Below are 16,803 nucleotides of genomic sequence, written 5' to 3' on the forward strand. Positions count from 1 at the left end.
AGCCCTATGCAGATCGAGTGTTCTTCAACTAAAAAACAGGGAGGACTCGCATACAGTTTGTTGTTCCTTCGACGCCCATCACATCACCCTGAGTGATAATCACAATATCGCCAAATGCCAGTTGCTTTTTCTCTTTGAGAACAGAAAGGGCTTCCAGTGCGATCTCATAGGCTGATTCTTGGTGACTATCAAAATACCAGGGAACCACGCCGCGATACAGCGCACAGCGATTTAACGCTTTTTCATTACTCGACAGCGCAAAAATAGGGAGTTCTGAATTGAGGCGTGATGTCATTAGCGCAGTTCTGCCTGATTCGGTCATGGTCACAATTGCCTGAATACCATCCATATGGTTGGCTGCATAAATCGTTGACATAGCAACGGTCTCTTCTGCAGTAACAAATGTGCTTTGCAGTCGGTAACTCTGGGTTTTTACTTCCATCACACTTTCTGCGCCAATACAGACTTCAGCCATTGCTTTTACCGTTTCGACAGGGTATTTCCCCGCAGCCGTTTCTCCGGAGAGCATTACCGCATCGGTGCCATCGATAACGGCATTGGCAACATCCATCACTTCTGCCCGGGTTGGCATCGGGTTCTCTATCATTGACTCCATCATTTGGGTGGCTGTAATCACAACGCGATTCAGTTCTTTGGCCCGATAAATCAATTTCTTTTGTACCCCAACTAATGCGGGATCACCGATTTCAACCCCTAAATCGCCTCGGGCGACCATGATGACGTCAGATGCCATAATAATGTCATCAATATTGGCTTGGTTTGAGACAGTTTCTGCGCGCTCAACTTTGGCGACGATCTTGGCTTCCAGTCCTGCATCCCGTGCCAGACGCCGCGCATATTGGATATCTTCACCGTTTCTGGGAAACGAAACGGCCAGATACTCGACGTCAAGCTCTGCCGCCAGCAGAATATCTTGCTTATCTTTATCGGTGAGAGCCTGAGCGGAAAGACCACCGCCCTGACGGTTAATGCCTTTATTATTGGAGAGGGGGCCTCCGACCGTCACGATCGTATGGATTTTTGAGCCTTCCACCATGATAACCTGTAGCTGAACCCGCCCGTCATCCAGCAACAAAATATCGTTCCGCTGGACATCATTAGGAAGATTTTTGTAGTCAATCCCGACTGCTTCTTGATGGCCCGCACCGGGAGGCATATCTGCATCCAGAGTAAACCGATCACCGACATTGAGTATGATCTTACCGTGAGTAAAAGTAGAGACACGGATCTTCGGCCCTTGAAGATCTCCCAGTATTGCGACGTTACGCCCGAGTCTGGCTGTAATTTCCCGGACTTTTCTTGCCCGCAGACGATGGTCATCTGCTGTTCCGTGTGAAAAATTCAGGCGAACCACATTGGCGCCTGCGCTGATCAATGCTTCAAGATTATTATCCCGGTCGGTTGAGGGGCCGAGGGTTGTAACAATTTTAGTTCTTCTTTGTACTTTTTTGGGCATGATTTGCTCCTGACTGAAAATCATGGATGAGCAGTGTAAGTATACTTGAGAACACTTAAAACGTAGCGGGAATGCATAAAAATTTAACATTTTCGTAAAAAGTGGCGAGAGTTCAGAATTCTTCGAATGAGTAAACATTTGACTCTCAACACAAACTTGATTGATCGTGCGTGATGCTTGTCACGCTCACATACCAAATCGCTTCACAATTACTTTGCAAAGTAAAAAAATTAGCAGGTTGTTGATTTCTGGAGCACATCATGTATACGGCTCAGCCCGGCCATATTGATCACATCAAGCAAATTAATGCTGGTCGTGTTTATAAATTGATTGATCAAAAAGGCCCTATTTCACGAATTGATCTGTCTAAAGAGAGTGAACTTGCTCCGGCAAGTATCACCAAGATCACGCGTGAGCTCATCGATGCCCATCTTATCCATGAAACAACCGTACAAGAAGCCATTAGCCGCGGACGTCCTGCCGTCGGTCTTCAAACCAGAAATGAGGGGTGGCAATTCCTCTCGATTCGTTTAGGGCGAGGGTATCTGACCATTGCGCTTCATGAATTAAGCGGTGATGTGCTGATCGATACCAAAATCGATATTCATGAAGTTGATCAGGATGATTTGCTGGCTCGTTTGTTTCACGAGATCGAAGAATTTTTTCTGACTTACACCCAGCAACTTGAACGGGTGACAGCGATAGCTGTGACCTTGCCGGGATTGGTCGATGCGGAGAATGGGGTTGTCCTGCAAATGCCCCACTATAATGTCGATAATCTCGCGTTAGGCGCAGAGATTTATCAAGTAACAGGGCTACCGGTGTTTATTGCCAATGATACCCGGGCCTGGGCACTTGCGGAAAAACTATTCGGTCACTCTCAGGACGATGATAACTCGGTGTTAATTTCCATTCATAATGGCTTGAATGCCGGGGTGATTGTCAATGGGCGTGTATTGCAGGGTAAACACGGCAACATCGGTGATTTGGGACATATCCAGATTGATCCGCAAGGTTTACTTTGTCACTGTGGTAATCGTGGTTGTCTGGAGACGGTGACAAGCTCGAAGGCTTTGCGAGAACAGGCGATGTCAAGAATTGCCAATGGTGAGCAATCGTCACTGAGTCGCCTGAAGGAAATCTCAATTGAGGATATCTGTATTGCGGCAGCACAAGGGGATCCACTCTCGTGTGACATTATGGATCGACTGGGCAGACATCTCGGTCAGGCGATTGCGATTGTGATTAACATGTTTAATCCGGAGAAAGTGCTCATCGGCGGGGTGATTAATCAGGCCAAAGCAATTGTTTACCCACCGATGCTCAAGTATATCGAGAGCCAATGTAATCCCGCCTACCGGGAGCAGGTCAAAATTGTTGAATCCCGCTTTTATAAACAGTCAACGATGCCCGGAGCTGCGCTCATTAAGCAGGCTTTATACGATGGTTCATTATTGATGACCATTGTTGATCGTTAAGTCGGGTGACAGGTCAGAGGTAAGATCACCGCGAGTTTCTCTACGATTGTCTATTTTCTGATGTATTCTCCTAGCTTTATCGCTTAATATGTTTCACAGTTACATCAGGCATTTTGACGACTTTCTATCTATAATCGGTCTCTCTGCTGTTTGACTCTGGTTTGCATCAGACCAAATCATTCACAGAAAGGTGCAGACCTTGTATCGATAAATAGGAAGTACAGGGTGCTGAAACGGGTATATTGCACAGCACCCGAAAGCGTTTAGGTATATACTATTAACAGTTTTTAATTGGTGGAATCTCGTATGTCAGGTGTTTTAAATACGGTTGACCAGCGCACGAATCTCGTCGGAGAGAATCGCCTTGAACTGCTCCTTTTTAAATTGAACAGTCGACAGATTTTTGCGATTAATGTGTTTAAAGTCAAAGAGGTGATTAAAGTTCCGGTGTTGACCAAAATGCCCGGATCACACCCACATATCACTGGTGTGGCTTCTTTGCGCGGGGAGCCGGTTCCTGTCATCGACTTGAGAAAGGCAATCGGTTTTCCTGCTTCCCAAATTGAGTCAGAAGAACAGAACCTGATCATTACGGAATATAACCGGTCAGTGCAGGGTTTTTTAGTCGGGCAAGTGCGTAATATCATCAATACCGCTTGGACGGAAATTCAGCCGCCGCCTCGGACTGCGGGAAGAGCAAATTACCTGACGGCAATCACTCAGGTGAAAGAACAGGATCAAGCGCACATTGTTGAAATCATCGATGTCGAGAAGGTCTTGGCAGAAATCATTCATTATGATGTTTCGATTTCAGCTGAAGTCTTAGATGAGGACTTAATGCCGGAGATGATGGGGCGAAAAGTATTGATTGTCGATGACTCGGCAACCGCCAGAAATCAAATCAAAGGCACATTGTCTCAGTTGGGATTAGAGATTATCGAATGTCGGGATGGACTAGAAGCGTATAACTTACTCCGAAGATGGTGCGATGACGGTAAGAATGTCAGCCAAGAGATTCTGTTTATGATCACCGATGCGGAAATGCCGGAAATGGATGGTTATAAACTCACCTATGAAATTCGTAATGATGAACGGATGAAAGATCTGCATATCACCTTAAACACATCATTGAGTGGTAGTTTTAACGAAGCAATGGTGAAAAAAGTTGGCTGTGACCGTTTTATCTCGAAGTTTCAGCCTGATATGTTAGTTCAAGTCGCACAAGACCGATTGCGTGAAGTCTTATCCTGATCATTGTGCAATAAAGCGTTGATAAATAACCGGGTCATCAAACTGATGACCCGGTTTCGTATTAAACAGATACTGGCTTTCAACAGCCTCTAGTGAATACTGCGTTAGTCTTTTGACTGTGCTGCAATACACTCACCGTGAACAGCCCGACCTTCGGGAGCCATCAGGTAAAGATATAGCGGCATAATATCTTGCGGTGTTTTCAAGGTGTCCGGATCTTCTGAAGGGAATGCTTCAGCACGCATCCCTGTTCGTGTGCCGCCCGGGTTAATCGCATTAACGCGAATATTGGTCTCACGGAGTTCATCCGCCAGTATTTGCATCATCCCTTCTGTGGCGAATTTGGAGATTGAATAGGTTCCCCACAGAGCTCGCCCCTGATGTCCTACCGTTGAGCTGGTAAAGACAATTCGCGCATCGTCAGACTGACGTAATAGTGGTAATAGCGCCTGAGTCATCATCAGTTGAGCACGGACATTAACTTGCATGACAGCGTCATAAGTCGCGAGTTCGATTTGTTCAAGCGGGCACAGTGTCCCCAGCAGGCCTGCGTTATGCAGGACACCGTCCAATCGACCCAATTGATGCTCTATCGTTTGCATCAACTCACGATAATCTTGCTGTGTCGCCTCTTGTAAATCTAAAGATATGATGGTCGGTTCCGGTGCTTCAAGTGCCACTATCTCATCATAGGTCTGTTCCAGTTTTTTGACTGTCCGGCCGAGCAAAACGACCGTTGCGCCATGTTGAGCAAAACTGATGGCTGCCTGTCTGCCAATACCGTCACCGGCACCTGTAACCAGAATCACACGGTTTTTGAGTGTGTTTGGTGCAACAGAATAATTCATCTAGCCTCCTTTTGTTATGCTTTGTTGTTTAAGATGGTTACAATACACCAATTCGTAAAGGAGAGGATGAGAACATTGGATTTTTTATTGGATTATGGCCTGTTTCTGGCCAAAATTGCGACATTAGTTATTGCGCTGGTTGCCATACTTGTGATTATCAAATCTGTCAGTGGGAAGAACCATGGTTCCAAAGGCGAACTGGAAATTATCGATCTGACCGAGAAGTATAAACAAACAACTCATCATTTAGAGTCTTACCTGCATGATGACGCTTACCTGAAAGCGCGTGATAAAGCAGAGAAAAAAGAAGAAAAAGCCAAGCATAAGTCTGTAGAAAAAGAAGTCAAAAAAGCAGCGAAAGACGGGGCGCTTGCCGCTCAGCGAGATCCGCATCTGTTCGTGCTTGATTTTCACGGTAGTATTGATGCCAAAGAAGTCACCTCGCTTCGTGAAGAAGTCTCAGCGATTCTGGCGGTTGCACAATCCGGAGATGAAGTTCTGCTACGGCTTGAATCCGGTGGCGGAATGGTACATGGTTACGGTCTTGCCGCGTCACAGCTGGATCGCTTAAAGTCAGCCGGATTACCCCTCACGATTGCGGTCGATAAAGTGGCTGCAAGCGGTGGATACATGATGGCATGTATTGCGGATAAACTGGTTGCTGCACCTTTTGCGATTGTGGGTTCAATTGGTGTCATTGCTCAGTTACCGAATTTCAACAAGTTATTGAAAAAGAATCATATTGAGTTTGAACAGCTGACTGCGGGTGAATTTAAACGTACCTTAACCATGTTTGGTGAGAATACCGATAAAGCACGCGATAAATTCAAACAGGAGCTGGAAGATACACATGTGCTGTTTAAGGATTTTATCCGTGAACACCGGGCATCTCTTGATATCGATAAAGTATCAACAGGCGAACACTGGTTTGGCACGCAAGCGAAAGATTTAGGGTTGGTCGATGATATTCGCACTTCAGATGATTTGGTAACTGAAGCTTGTCAGCAGAAAAAAGTTCTGTCCGTCCATTATGTACAAAAGAAAAAACTGACCGAAAAACTCCCGGGAATGGCTGCTGAAGCTGCTGATCGTGTGTTACTCAAATTGATTAGTCGGGGGCAACGTCCGATCGTTTGAGAACCGATTGTGCCCCATCATCAGTATGGGGCACAGTCCATTCCGATAGCATCACAATGTGCATAGGATCAGCGAGGTTAAGGTGAATATGGCAAATCCGTATCAGATTTATTTCTTGATCAACTCGCAAATCCATTTACTTGATCTTGCCGGCCCGGTTCAGGCGATCAATAACGCTAACCAACTGACGGATCAGTTTGAGACTCACTTCATTGGTTTTTCTGATCATATGGACAGTCATCAGGGGCTTGGGTTGGCTCACATTGCGACCCCTCCGGAGCAACTTCCCGACCGTGCTGTCATTTTTGTCTGTGGTTCAAAATATTCACAAGATATCTATACCGATACCATCGCGCAGCAAAGTATTGACTGGCTGAAACAAGCGATTCAACCAGATACTTATGTTGTGGGTGTCTGCACGGGGACTTTCTTACTCGCGAAAGCGGGACTCACTCAAGGTAAAGATGTGACCACGCATCATGATCTGGTGCAGGTGCTGGCTAACCAGTTCCCCGGGACACAGGTACTGGCGGATCGAATTTTTGTTCACTACGACAACTTGATCACCAGTGCCGGCGTGACCGCAGGGATTGATACCACCTTGTATCTGATTGAACGGCTGACTTCAGTTAAAACCGCAGTGGATGTCGCAAGGGAACTGGTTGTTCATCGACGCAGAATGGCACATGATCCACAAATTTCGGTTCATTTTAAGCATCGTAACCATATCAGTCCGTTGATTCATGCCGTTCAGGATTACATTCTGGATAACTATCAGCACCCTTTAACGATCAGCGATTTATGTCAGCATTTCCGAGTATCACCACGTCATCTGCAACGCACATTTAAAGCACATACTGAAGCAACATTGCGTGATTACATTGCCGAAACTCGCCTGCAAGAAGCCAAAGTGTTGATCGACAACGGCATGGGGGTTGAACAGGCCGCTTATTTGTCTGGGTTTCCCAATCCGGCTGCGTTGCGTACCGTGTGGAAAAAACGGTTTGCTTCATTACCCAGTCAGCTATCTTCACATTTGTCGTCAACAGTACGTTCTGACTCTTCCCGGGACAATAGACTTGCGGCAAAGGCCGCACCGACACACAGTAAGACTAACAGCAAGATAAGATAGCGGTAGTGATGGAAGGTGTCATACAGTAATCCCCCGGCTGAAACCGTCACAAATACACTGAGCTGGTGGGCGGTGAACAATAAGCCAAACAAACGTCCCTTGAGTTGGGTGCCAAAATAATTCAAACACATCAATGAGGTGATAATGACGGTTCCCATATAGGTTAATCCAAACACAATCGCGAACAGCAGATAGGCGAGTCTCGATTGCGTATCATAGATAAGTAACAATGAACCACCACGCAGCAGATAAAGTTGGATCAACAAGCTCACCGGTGATGAGCGCCTCAGCCGCCAGCCAACGATAACTGCACCGCACAACTCGGCGATACCGAGTAAACTCAAGGTAGAGGCTGTGACTTCCTGATAAATCGAGAACGTCGTGAATTGCTGTTGAATCAATGGAACGAGATGAACATCGATAAATCCCATTGATGCACCACAGCCAGCAAAAGAGACTGCCAGACAGATGAAAGTCGGTGTATACATATTTTTGAGTACCTGCCGTGGTGTCACCTGACGGAAGGACTGTTGTGGTGGTAAGGCGGAGGATTGAGTCATTTGACGATGGAGCAGGATAATCAAGGGCACGACGCAACCGAGAAAAATCCCCCCGATTGCCGTGCAGAGCATTGACCATGACACAAATCCGCTCAACCAGACTAAAACCGGTGAGAGTAAGATAAACCCGATAGCTGTACCGTTTGAAATCGCTGCAAAGGCCATTCCTTTGTGCTGTTGGCTGAACATCTGATCAATAAAGATACCCAGTGGAATATAGGTCATGGCGGTTAAAGCGTAGGCCGACATGATACCGTAGAGCACCAAAAAAACGGCATAATTGTCGGTAATCGTGAGCAGCAGGAAAACTGCCGATGCCATGAGTGCGCCACTCAATATAGTAAGTAGCGCGCCATATCGGTCACAGACCCATCCGACAAGCGGTGACATCACGCCAACAGACAGCCCGAATAGTGCACCAGAGACGGATAGCTCACCCCGGGTGACCGAGAGGAACTCTGTCAGGGGGATAAAATAGATTTGATAGCTACTTTTGATCGTGGATGCCAAAAAGGTAATGCAGATGCCAGCCACAACCATTAGCTGAAGTTGAGCGCGTGTGAAAGTCAAAGTGCAAACTCCTTTGCCAAATACGTCCAATACAACGGTCATACCCTCATTATCGGGTATCTGAACAATGGAATCCGTTGAAAATACGCCATATCTCCGGCACATTTGTGCACACATCTGAATCATTCAGGCTGCTATAGACAGAATTTGGCTAGTTTTTGTTGCGGGTTACTCAGAGCATGAAGAACGATCAATCGATTTGCTGGTGTGATATCGCGTGACTATTTTTCGGTTTGAGTGAACTGGATCTGCAAAAGCAATGCAGATCCAGTTTCAAAACTAGTGGTGACTGTGGCTATGTGTCGGTGTTTTGCTGGACAGACGTTGATAAATTCGCGTCAGGAGGTCATTGCCAACCAATAGCATCAGAACCAATCCTGATAGTCCGGCCAACCAAAGTGGCATAAGTTCATTACTACTGCCTAATTCACCTTGAATATCAATGTGCCATAGCTCAACGAGCGCGTTAGTCAGATAGCCAAATCCAATGGCAACACCAATCACACCGGTCAAGTAGCTGCCTAATGTGTGCCAGCCCATTTCACGACGTACAATGCCTAATGTGGCAACGTTTGTCGCCGGACCGGCCAGCAAAAAGACCAGTACTGCACCGGGTGAAACTCCTGCCATCAACAGTCCGGCAGCTAACGGAGTAGAAGCGGATGCGCAGATGTACATCGGAACGCCAATCAACGCCATAATGACCATCGCCCAGCCACCCCAGCTGACTTCGGCTAATGCATCATAGGGTACCAGTGCTACGACACCGGCAGAAATGATCAGGCCGACTAAAAGCCAGAGGGAGAGATCGCTTAACAAGTCAGTAAATGCATACACTTGACCGCGCCAGATTCTGTGCCACAGCGAATCCGGCGCTTGATGGCCGGTGGGATGCTTTTGTTGATGACAGCAGCAGCCACCATCATTTTCCTTCGTACCCGAAGCGCTACAGGTAGATGGCTGTTGTTCGGGAGAGTGTTCTGGCCGGGCAACGGCTTTTTCTCCTGACAGCACCAGTGCTGCGGCAGCAATCGACGAACAGATGGCAGCGATCGGGCGGATAATGGTCATAAACGGACCAAGTAGCGCGTAAGAGATAGCAATTGAGTCAACGCCGGTTTCCGGTGTAGAGATGAGAAACGCCGTCGTGGCTCCTTTGGATGCGCCGGCCCGACGCAGTCCGACTGCTGCGGGAATCACACCGCATGAGCAGAGTGGGAGAGGAATACCTAAAATTGCGGCTTTAATCACAGGCCAGAACCCATGCCCTTTTAAATGATGACCCAACCGATCACTTTTGATAAACGTATGCAGCAGCCCGGCGATCATCAGACCCAACAGGAGCCAGAATGCAGCATCCAGCCATAGATCGAGAAAGGCCTGACTAATGCGTGTTAGGGTGTTCATGAACAAGCTCCTCGGTTGATGATTCGGTATCTGCTAATGCGGTCAGAATGGTGCAATGCTCTGCTGAATGAGAGCCACCGCAGCAACGATTATTGAGTACCGTCAGGGCGTCGTACATATGTTGTAATTCATCGATTTTCTGTTGAATCTCTTGCTGCTTTGCCTGAGTAATGGCTTTGACTTCTTCACATGTGTGTTCGCCCCGGGCAATTTCCAGCGTCAACAATTCGCCAATTTCTTTGAGACTTAAACCGACACGCTGAGCACGTTGAATAAATTTAAGCCGATCAATACAGCCTGGCTCGAAGCGCCGATATCCGTTGTCATCTCTGTTAGCCTGCAACAGACCTTGTTGTTCGTAATAGCGAATGGTTTCCGGAGACACACCGACTTCTTTAGCCAGTTCACCCCGTTTGAGTGTCCTCATATCCATGCTCTCTTTTCCGGATAACATAGGATGAGTTTAAACCCTGTAGCTGAGTACAGGGTCAAGTATTTTTATAAATTTATATTTTTAGATTCAGTTATGTCTGCGCTGGTTCTCAGCTCCATGACCGAGAATCAGATCGATTATTCCTGATCGATAATCCATTTACGGAATGCTTTTCGTTCCTGCTCGCTTGATTTTTGATACCAGTGTTTGAGCTGAGCAAGGTTGGGTGAGTCTGCTGAGGGAAGTTGTGTTGTTGATGCCGTCGGTACTTTCGTTGCTGAGAGCTGATGTTGTTTGGCGGGAGTCGCAGGTTGTGGCGATGTTGCGCTGATATGGATGGCGGCAATTCCTGAACCAGCATTGTAATGTTGTGCTTCCTGTACATAATCACGACCAACCTGAAGACCATTTTTCTGTAAAGTATCTTCTGCAATGACAACATTATTACCCTGTTCATCAACGAGAGCCCATTGCAGATGGTCGATTTCTTGCCGGGCTTGCGTCAGGCTGCGATAAGACGGGAGTTCAAAATGAAGCTGAGTCTCTGACGCCTTAAATTTGGCAATGATCACCTGACTATAGGCATGTCTGATATCTTTGCCGATTTCAAAGGCAGGGGAGTATTTGAATACAATTTGGTTGACGCCATCATCTAATGTTTCGGTATCTGAAGGGAATAAGCCGCTTGCCTTTTCAGGTGGTTGTGCATTGATAGCAAGGACATCAACATTAGCTGGAATATTTAAGATAGTTTTAGCCGTAACGGTATATGGCATCATCCCCAGAGAAAGTGTGACGAGTAATGGCAATGCGATTTTCATTTTTATTCCTTGAGTCAAAAGGTCATGCGTGGACAACATAGATTGTAGGGATAAAGGCAGGTTGATACAAAAAGATGGTGTATTAATCTGGTCACAGCCGAAGGCAGACGACTGTGACCAGCCATTTACAGATTACCAGTAGATGCGAACACCGATACCCCAGTAACTGTCATTACCGATTTTATCAGAGTCATTAAATCCGGTTTCAGCATAGACCTTGGTCCAGCTCGCATATTTATACAGTAAGCCGGAGTATACCCCGTTGAAGTCATTACCTTCTTCTTGAAGGTCTTTGATGTATTCATAACCACCGTAGAGCGAGAGCTTTTCAGTAAAGCTATAAGAACCGGCAACTGCCACAGAGTCAGACGTGAGCTTAGTGTTTTTCGCATTATCATCGACTTGAGCATGCCAGTAGGTGGTGCCTAAGTTCCAGCCGTCACCTTTATAATTAACGGTGAGCATACCATGTTTCAGCTCTTTGCTGTTGACCGTGGTGGTCTTGGATTCAACCGTGTGTGTTGCACCGCCACTGGTAATGGTAATATCTTTGGTTTTCGTTGAAGTGGTTTTATCTTCCAGATAACCGACACCACCGTATAATTCGATGTTACCGAAAGTTGTACCGGCGAAGATTTCCGCGGTGGTCGGGTCATCATTCCCGTTTTTGTATGAATAAGCTGCTTTAAACCAGCCCGCAGAGCCTTCCAGCGTATACTTGATCATCGCATCCTGAAGCCAGTACATGCCATAATCATCCATTTCCGGAAGGACACTATAACCTAAACCGATCCAGTCGTTTTCGACGCCCCAGACATCATCAGTCAGGACACTCTGTTTACCGACGGTCACTGTGCCCCATTCCTTGGATGCAAAACCGAGGTAGTGTTTACGGCTGGTGCCGCTGTTGCTCTGACCGATGCCAAATTCAACAGTTGCCAGTACATCAAGATCATCGTTGATGGTGTAGATGGAATTGACCCCGGCCCGCGATGAGCCTGAAGAGAGTGTGGTGTGAGTATCATCACTTTTTTTTGCCCAATCCACCTGTTTTAATTCTTCGCGGAGTTGGCCATAAAAATCGACGGATGCGGAGTCTGTTTTGAGAATTTCAGCAGCATTAACCACATTTGCAGCTGAAAGCACTGCGAGCGCTATAAGCGTTTTTTTCATAATAGTCCATTACCTTTTTTATTTAAAAATGAAGAAGCACTTTCCTGGCTTCCTGTTTTTCTGCTTATTATGTGTATCTACGATTAGTGACATGAGTCAATAATTGAAGTCGCTAGATTGCAAAAGAGAAATATATGTGTCAAGTGGTATAAATTTGGGAGCATGTTCCTAATTTTATTTTTATAAAACAATTATTTATATTTGTCGGGTGAGTGAATTTTGCGAATTTTTACATATTAATTACGTTATTATGACAAAATCATTTATGTTATTTATTTGCACTTATCATGATATATATTTGTTATTATACTAATAATATGGTTATTTATATTGATTTTTTCATTCAAGTTGGTTCTATAAACTATTGCATTTTTCGTCAGTTGAAAATGTATATCAAATGTTTATTTTTGTGACTTAAATCAAGATATGTAATGTATAAAATTTAAACAAAATGTAACTGGCATATTTTCAATATGATTAACCAACAGAATATTTATCGTCGATGGAGAGTGGTGTTTTCATGGTGTTATCGTATAGAAAAGCGACTATTGACTGGAGAGCAAGTACCTTAAAATGAATGATATCGGCTCCTGAGGGATTAACAGAAGACCGATATCGATCACGAAAGTTCACTATTCGTTTTGTGTGATGCAATCGATGGTATTAATCAAGTAAGTCAATACTATCGATACTATAACCGGCAGACAGATAACCACTCAGTCCTGAGCCGCTGATTGCTGTGACAACCAGCCGATTCCAGTTATTACCGCTGACCCAGGCACTTGCAGGTACATCAAATGTGTAGGTTATATTGTTTCCCCGGTATGTTCCGACGGTTAAAGTCCGAGTCTTGGGTTGTGCCGGTGGTGGTGGGTTTGACGACGTCCAGTTATTCACTGAAATTTTAGGACGTCCCCCGGCATAGGCCACAGTAATACCGATCCGGACACGGTGTGCTTTTGCTCGTTGTGCATCGTTGAGGCGGAAATAAATAATGTGATCATTGTTGATATCCTTCCACATATACGCAGGAAAGGCACTGGCCGGCGTATTACCGACGATAAAGTTAGACGGATTCCAGTTTGCCATTCTCACATCCGAAGGATGCATGGTGGTTAATTTGTCGCCATTGAGAAATTCTTGCGGGCTGCCATCCCAGTCACCGATCCGCCAGATGGCGCGATCACGGCTTGGATCTCCGGTAATTTGATAGGAATTTAAAACAGTTGTCTGACCGGGACGAACAGTTACTGTCTGAGTGTTGACGGCCAGTTCATTTTTATAAGTGGTCATCGTGTAAGTACCCGGTAACATATTGTCACTGCTGAAGTAACCACTTGCCGGATTTGCAGTTGCCCAATATTGGGCGCGATTGTTGGCAAAGCCAACGGTATATTCATAATTGGTGTCGCGTCCGGCAATGCCAACGCCCGCAACCCGACCTCTGTTTGATGCCGGAACATAGCCCTTCAGCCCCATTTGTGCAAACCAAGAGAGGTTAATATCTTCATCAGCAGGGGGTTGCTGGCCGCTATTGACAACCAGTGTGTAATGATTCAGTACACCGGTACGAAAGGCTTCTGTCTGAGCTTCGGCATAGTTAACGATATAGGTAATTTCTTGATCGGTTGCTGTGCCCTGATTCAGAAGGCTGCGATAGAATGGGCCGCCGGAGCCACCTTCATGATTATCCCTGACCAGCCAAACCCCGACATTGGGTCCTCGCGCACCAATGGCATGCCAATCTTTTAGCCGCATATTAGAGTAATGTTTAGAGCGAGTTTCTCCATTGGAGAGTGCAAAAATATCACCTGATTCAACGGTTGATACAGTTTGAGAAATATCAGAAGGTTCCGGTCCGTAAGGGAGGCGGTTACGATGCAATCTTAAAATATAACGGACATGGCCATGAATATTGGGTTCAGATGAAAAGTAAGTCGCCATATAGATATATGGATAACCATTTCTTGCCATATAATAATGAGTTAAATTGCCAGCCTGAACCGTAATTTTTATATATTGATTCTGATAATTTTGGGCGTAAACCTGTACATTGGATGTATTGTTATATAACCAGTCAAATCCCGAATTAATCTGAGATCCTCTACGCTGATTTTGATACTCAACACCATTAATCTTGAGTGATGCAAGATCACCGGGTGATTGTGTACTCACACCCCGATCAACTCTGCGTATACTGAATACCACACCGGCATTAGTATCAACTGTATAAAAATCCTGAGAGGTGGATAGCTGAAAAGCGGCTTGTGCACTGAAGCTCGATATGCAGGCGGCTAACACCCACATTATTATCGATATATATTTGATTCTTTTCATATTATTTCCTAGTGACGTCGTTGGGTTTATCAATAAATAGGTTGAACCTATGTTTGATTTTTTATTCTGACTTCTGTTCTGTATGAATATATAAATAAAGTAAGTAATCGAAAAATTTATAGAAATATTTGATATATCAAGAGAATGCATTGATATTATTCTTGATTGTTAATTACATCAAAATATCTAATTAACAATGAAATATATCGTAAGTCTAACAGAGAAAAAGTTGAGGGGTGTGAACTCCTTCAATAAAAATGACTTCGAAAAAAACCGGTTCATTTTTCAACATAGATCAAAAAAGAAACAATGTTTCATTTTAAAAGGAATTGTGTTTTGTTATATATTATTTACTTTAATTTATCTGAAGCTTATCAAAAAGAAGAGGTAGGTAGAGAAAGGCTTCTATAAAGCATGATATTCACCCAAAAAAGAAGGTTTCAGAAATAAAAGTAATTGAAAAATAATTAATTTATCTGGATAAGGTCTGTTTCTGCCGCGAGTGAGAGGCGAGAAAGATCATCAATATTTTTAATGATATAAATGAGGAAGAACATGATGACCAAAAAACAATTTCAGCACACCATAGTCGCGTCATTGATTTCATCGCTGGCATGGGCTGCATCACCTTCATTTGCCAATGGCTTTCATACCGAAAATGGTGGCACAACCGGTGGTGAAGGGGGACAAATCGTCCATGCAACAACGGGTACGCAAATTCATGCTGCGTTATGTAACCGGGCTTCAAGTGATACACCGATTATTATTCAGGTCGAAGGTACTATCAATCATGGTAATACTTCAAAGGTTTCTGGTAACAGCTGTAATACCGCAGCAGATAAAATTGAACTGAAAGATATTAGTAATGTTACCCTGATTGGCGTCGGGCAAGGGGCACTCTTCGATGAATTAGGTATTCATATCCGCTCTTCATCTAATATTATCATCCGGAATGTGCATGTCAGAAACGTGAAGAAATCCGGTTCTCCGACGTCAAATGGCGGTGATGCTATCGGGATGGAGAAAGATGTCTCAAACGTCTGGGTTGATCATGCCACATTAGAAGCGAGTGGTGGCGAAAGTGATGGCTATGACGCTTTGGTAGATATGAAGAATAATACCAAATACGTGACGGTTTCTTACAGTATTCTGAGAAATTCCGGCCGCGGCGGGCTGGTGGGCTCAAGTGATAGTGATGATAATAACGGGCCGGTGACTTTCCACCATAACTACTATGAAAACATTAATTCGCGGACACCATTATTACGTCATGCCACAGCACATTCTTATAATAATTACTACGATGGCTTAATTTCTTCCGGGATGAACCCAAGAATCGGCGGCAAGATCAAAGCAGAAAATAACTATGTCAAAGATTCTAAAGACCCGCTCGGTACTTTCTATACCAATGACATGGGATTCTGGGATGTGAGTGGCAATATTTGGGACAATGTGCGTTGGTCTAATGATGGCAGCAAAGTGCATCCTGCTGGCCCGAACCCGGTTTCAACCACATCGATTCATATTCCTTATCAGTATCAGCCTGATCAGGCAAGTTGTGTCCCTGCGATTGTCATGGCGACAGCGGGTGCCAATAAAAATCTGGCTGTATCCGATGGTCGTTGTCATGTCACTACACCGGGAAATGATCAACCGGGCAATGGTAACGGTAATGGTGATGGCCAGAATAACGGTGGTGATAATGGGGGCTCACCTTCGGGTTCGAACCTCGCTTTAAATGCGGCTGCTGACGGTAGCTCTAAGGGTAACGGAACCAGCTATGGCAATGTGATTGATGGGGATAGCAGTACTTACTGGTCACCAAGAGGCAGCACCGGTACGATCAGTGTCAAACGCCTCAATCAAACGATTAATGCGGTGCGCATTGTTGAGTTGTCCGGTACTCAGGGAACGGTGACTGCCTGGTCTTTGGTAAACCATGATGATGGGACGACGCTGGCATCAGGCAGCTCAATTCCTGGCATGATCTCTTTCCCGGATACTAATCTGGATAAAATCAGTTTTGTGATTCATGCCGCGAGTGGTACACCTGCGATTGCTGAGTTTGAAGTTTATAAAAATTAATTGACCCGGTAGGGAAGATGTAACCTTGAAAGGGGGCCGTTCATGGCCCCCTTTTGCTTTGTTTGCTTCATCCGGTGATGTCTGGAAGTTGTCA

General features: G+C 45.2%; 13 protein-coding genes. 5 read left to right on the plus strand and 8 right to left on the minus strand.

Annotated elements, in window-relative coordinates; genetic code table 11:
• Positions 1-28: 28 nt before the first annotated feature.
• The gene (gene pyk, locus VR7878_RS06340; protein WP_077334466.1) at positions 29-1,477 is read right to left on the minus strand and encodes a pyruvate kinase; all 1,449 of its coding nucleotides are present in this window, start codon (positions 1,475-1,477) and stop codon (positions 29-31) included.
• A gap of 260 nt (positions 1,478-1,737) precedes the next feature.
• On the opposite strand from pyk, the gene mlc reads away from it, so the two are divergent.
• Both mlc and VR7878_RS06350 read left to right on the plus strand, forming a co-directional pair.
• On the plus strand, positions 1,738-2,955 hold the full coding sequence (gene mlc / locus VR7878_RS06345; protein ID WP_077334468.1) for a sugar metabolism global transcriptional regulator Mlc: 1,218 nt from the start codon (positions 1,738-1,740) through the stop codon (positions 2,953-2,955).
• Positions 2,956-3,261: 306 nt separating this feature from the next.
• Complete coding sequence (locus tag VR7878_RS06350; RefSeq protein ID WP_077334470.1) at positions 3,262-4,206, plus strand: chemotaxis protein CheV; 945 nt, start codon at positions 3,262-3,264, stop codon at positions 4,204-4,206.
• 104 nt (positions 4,207-4,310) lie between these two features.
• Here VR7878_RS06350 and VR7878_RS06355 read toward each other — a convergent pair whose 3' ends face one another.
• The gene (locus VR7878_RS06355; RefSeq protein WP_077334472.1) at positions 4,311-5,054 is read right to left on the minus strand and encodes a YciK family oxidoreductase; all 744 of its coding nucleotides are present in this window, start codon (positions 5,052-5,054) and stop codon (positions 4,311-4,313) included.
• A gap of 66 nt (positions 5,055-5,120) precedes the next feature.
• Between VR7878_RS06355 and sohB the strand changes: the two genes are divergently transcribed.
• Together sohB and VR7878_RS06365 are read left to right on the plus strand one after the other, a co-directional pair.
• Positions 5,121-6,191 carry a protease SohB gene (sohB, locus tag VR7878_RS06360; protein WP_077334474.1) on the plus strand — a complete coding sequence of 357 codons (1,071 nt, stop codon included), beginning with the start codon at positions 5,121-5,123 and terminating at the stop codon, positions 6,189-6,191.
• A gap of 88 nt (positions 6,192-6,279) precedes the next feature.
• Complete coding sequence (locus tag VR7878_RS06365) at positions 6,280-7,323, plus strand: GlxA family transcriptional regulator (protein WP_077334476.1); 1,044 nt, start codon at positions 6,280-6,282, stop codon at positions 7,321-7,323.
• On the opposite strand, the gene VR7878_RS06370 is transcribed toward VR7878_RS06365, so the two are convergent.
• From VR7878_RS06370 to VR7878_RS06395, 6 genes are all read right to left on the minus strand, one after another.
• Positions 7,212-8,453 carry an MFS transporter gene (locus VR7878_RS06370; RefSeq protein WP_159440435.1) on the minus strand — a complete coding sequence of 414 codons (1,242 nt, stop codon included), beginning with the start codon at positions 8,451-8,453 and terminating at the stop codon, positions 7,212-7,214. The genes VR7878_RS06365 and VR7878_RS06370 overlap by 112 nt on opposite strands.
• Positions 8,454-8,732: 279 nt before the next feature.
• Positions 8,733-9,860 carry an SO_0444 family Cu/Zn efflux transporter gene (locus tag VR7878_RS06375; RefSeq protein ID WP_077334480.1) on the minus strand — a complete coding sequence of 376 codons (1,128 nt, stop codon included), beginning with the start codon at positions 9,858-9,860 and terminating at the stop codon, positions 8,733-8,735.
• Positions 9,838-10,293, minus strand: coding sequence for a Zn(2+)-responsive transcriptional regulator (zntR, locus tag VR7878_RS06380; RefSeq protein WP_235862854.1), 456 nt, complete (start codon positions 10,291-10,293; stop codon positions 9,838-9,840). Before zntR ends, VR7878_RS06375 begins: the two co-directional genes overlap by 23 nt.
• Positions 10,294-10,430: 137 nt before the next feature.
• On the minus strand, positions 10,431-11,114 hold the full coding sequence (locus tag VR7878_RS06385; protein ID WP_159440436.1) for a DUF2057 family protein: 684 nt from the start codon (positions 11,112-11,114) through the stop codon (positions 10,431-10,433).
• A gap of 132 nt (positions 11,115-11,246) precedes the next feature.
• Positions 11,247-12,287 carry a porin gene (locus tag VR7878_RS06390; protein ID WP_077334484.1) on the minus strand — a complete coding sequence of 347 codons (1,041 nt, stop codon included), beginning with the start codon at positions 12,285-12,287 and terminating at the stop codon, positions 11,247-11,249.
• Positions 12,288-12,950: 663 nt separating this feature from the next.
• A complete protein-coding gene (locus VR7878_RS06395; protein ID WP_205409427.1) occupies positions 12,951-14,624 on the minus strand; it encodes a rhamnogalacturonan lyase B N-terminal domain-containing protein in 1,674 nt (557 codons plus the stop codon).
• A gap of 555 nt (positions 14,625-15,179) precedes the next feature.
• Here VR7878_RS06395 and VR7878_RS06405 point away from each other — a divergent pair.
• Positions 15,180-16,709 (plus strand): pectate lyase family protein, encoded by a 1,530-nt coding sequence (locus VR7878_RS06405; protein ID WP_235862855.1) that lies wholly within the window; start codon positions 15,180-15,182, stop codon positions 16,707-16,709.
• Positions 16,710-16,803: the final 94 nt, after the last annotated feature.

The organism is Vibrio ruber DSM 16370 (assembly GCF_900163965.1).
Taxonomy (GTDB): Bacteria; Pseudomonadota; Gammaproteobacteria; order Enterobacterales; family Vibrionaceae; genus Vibrio; species Vibrio ruber.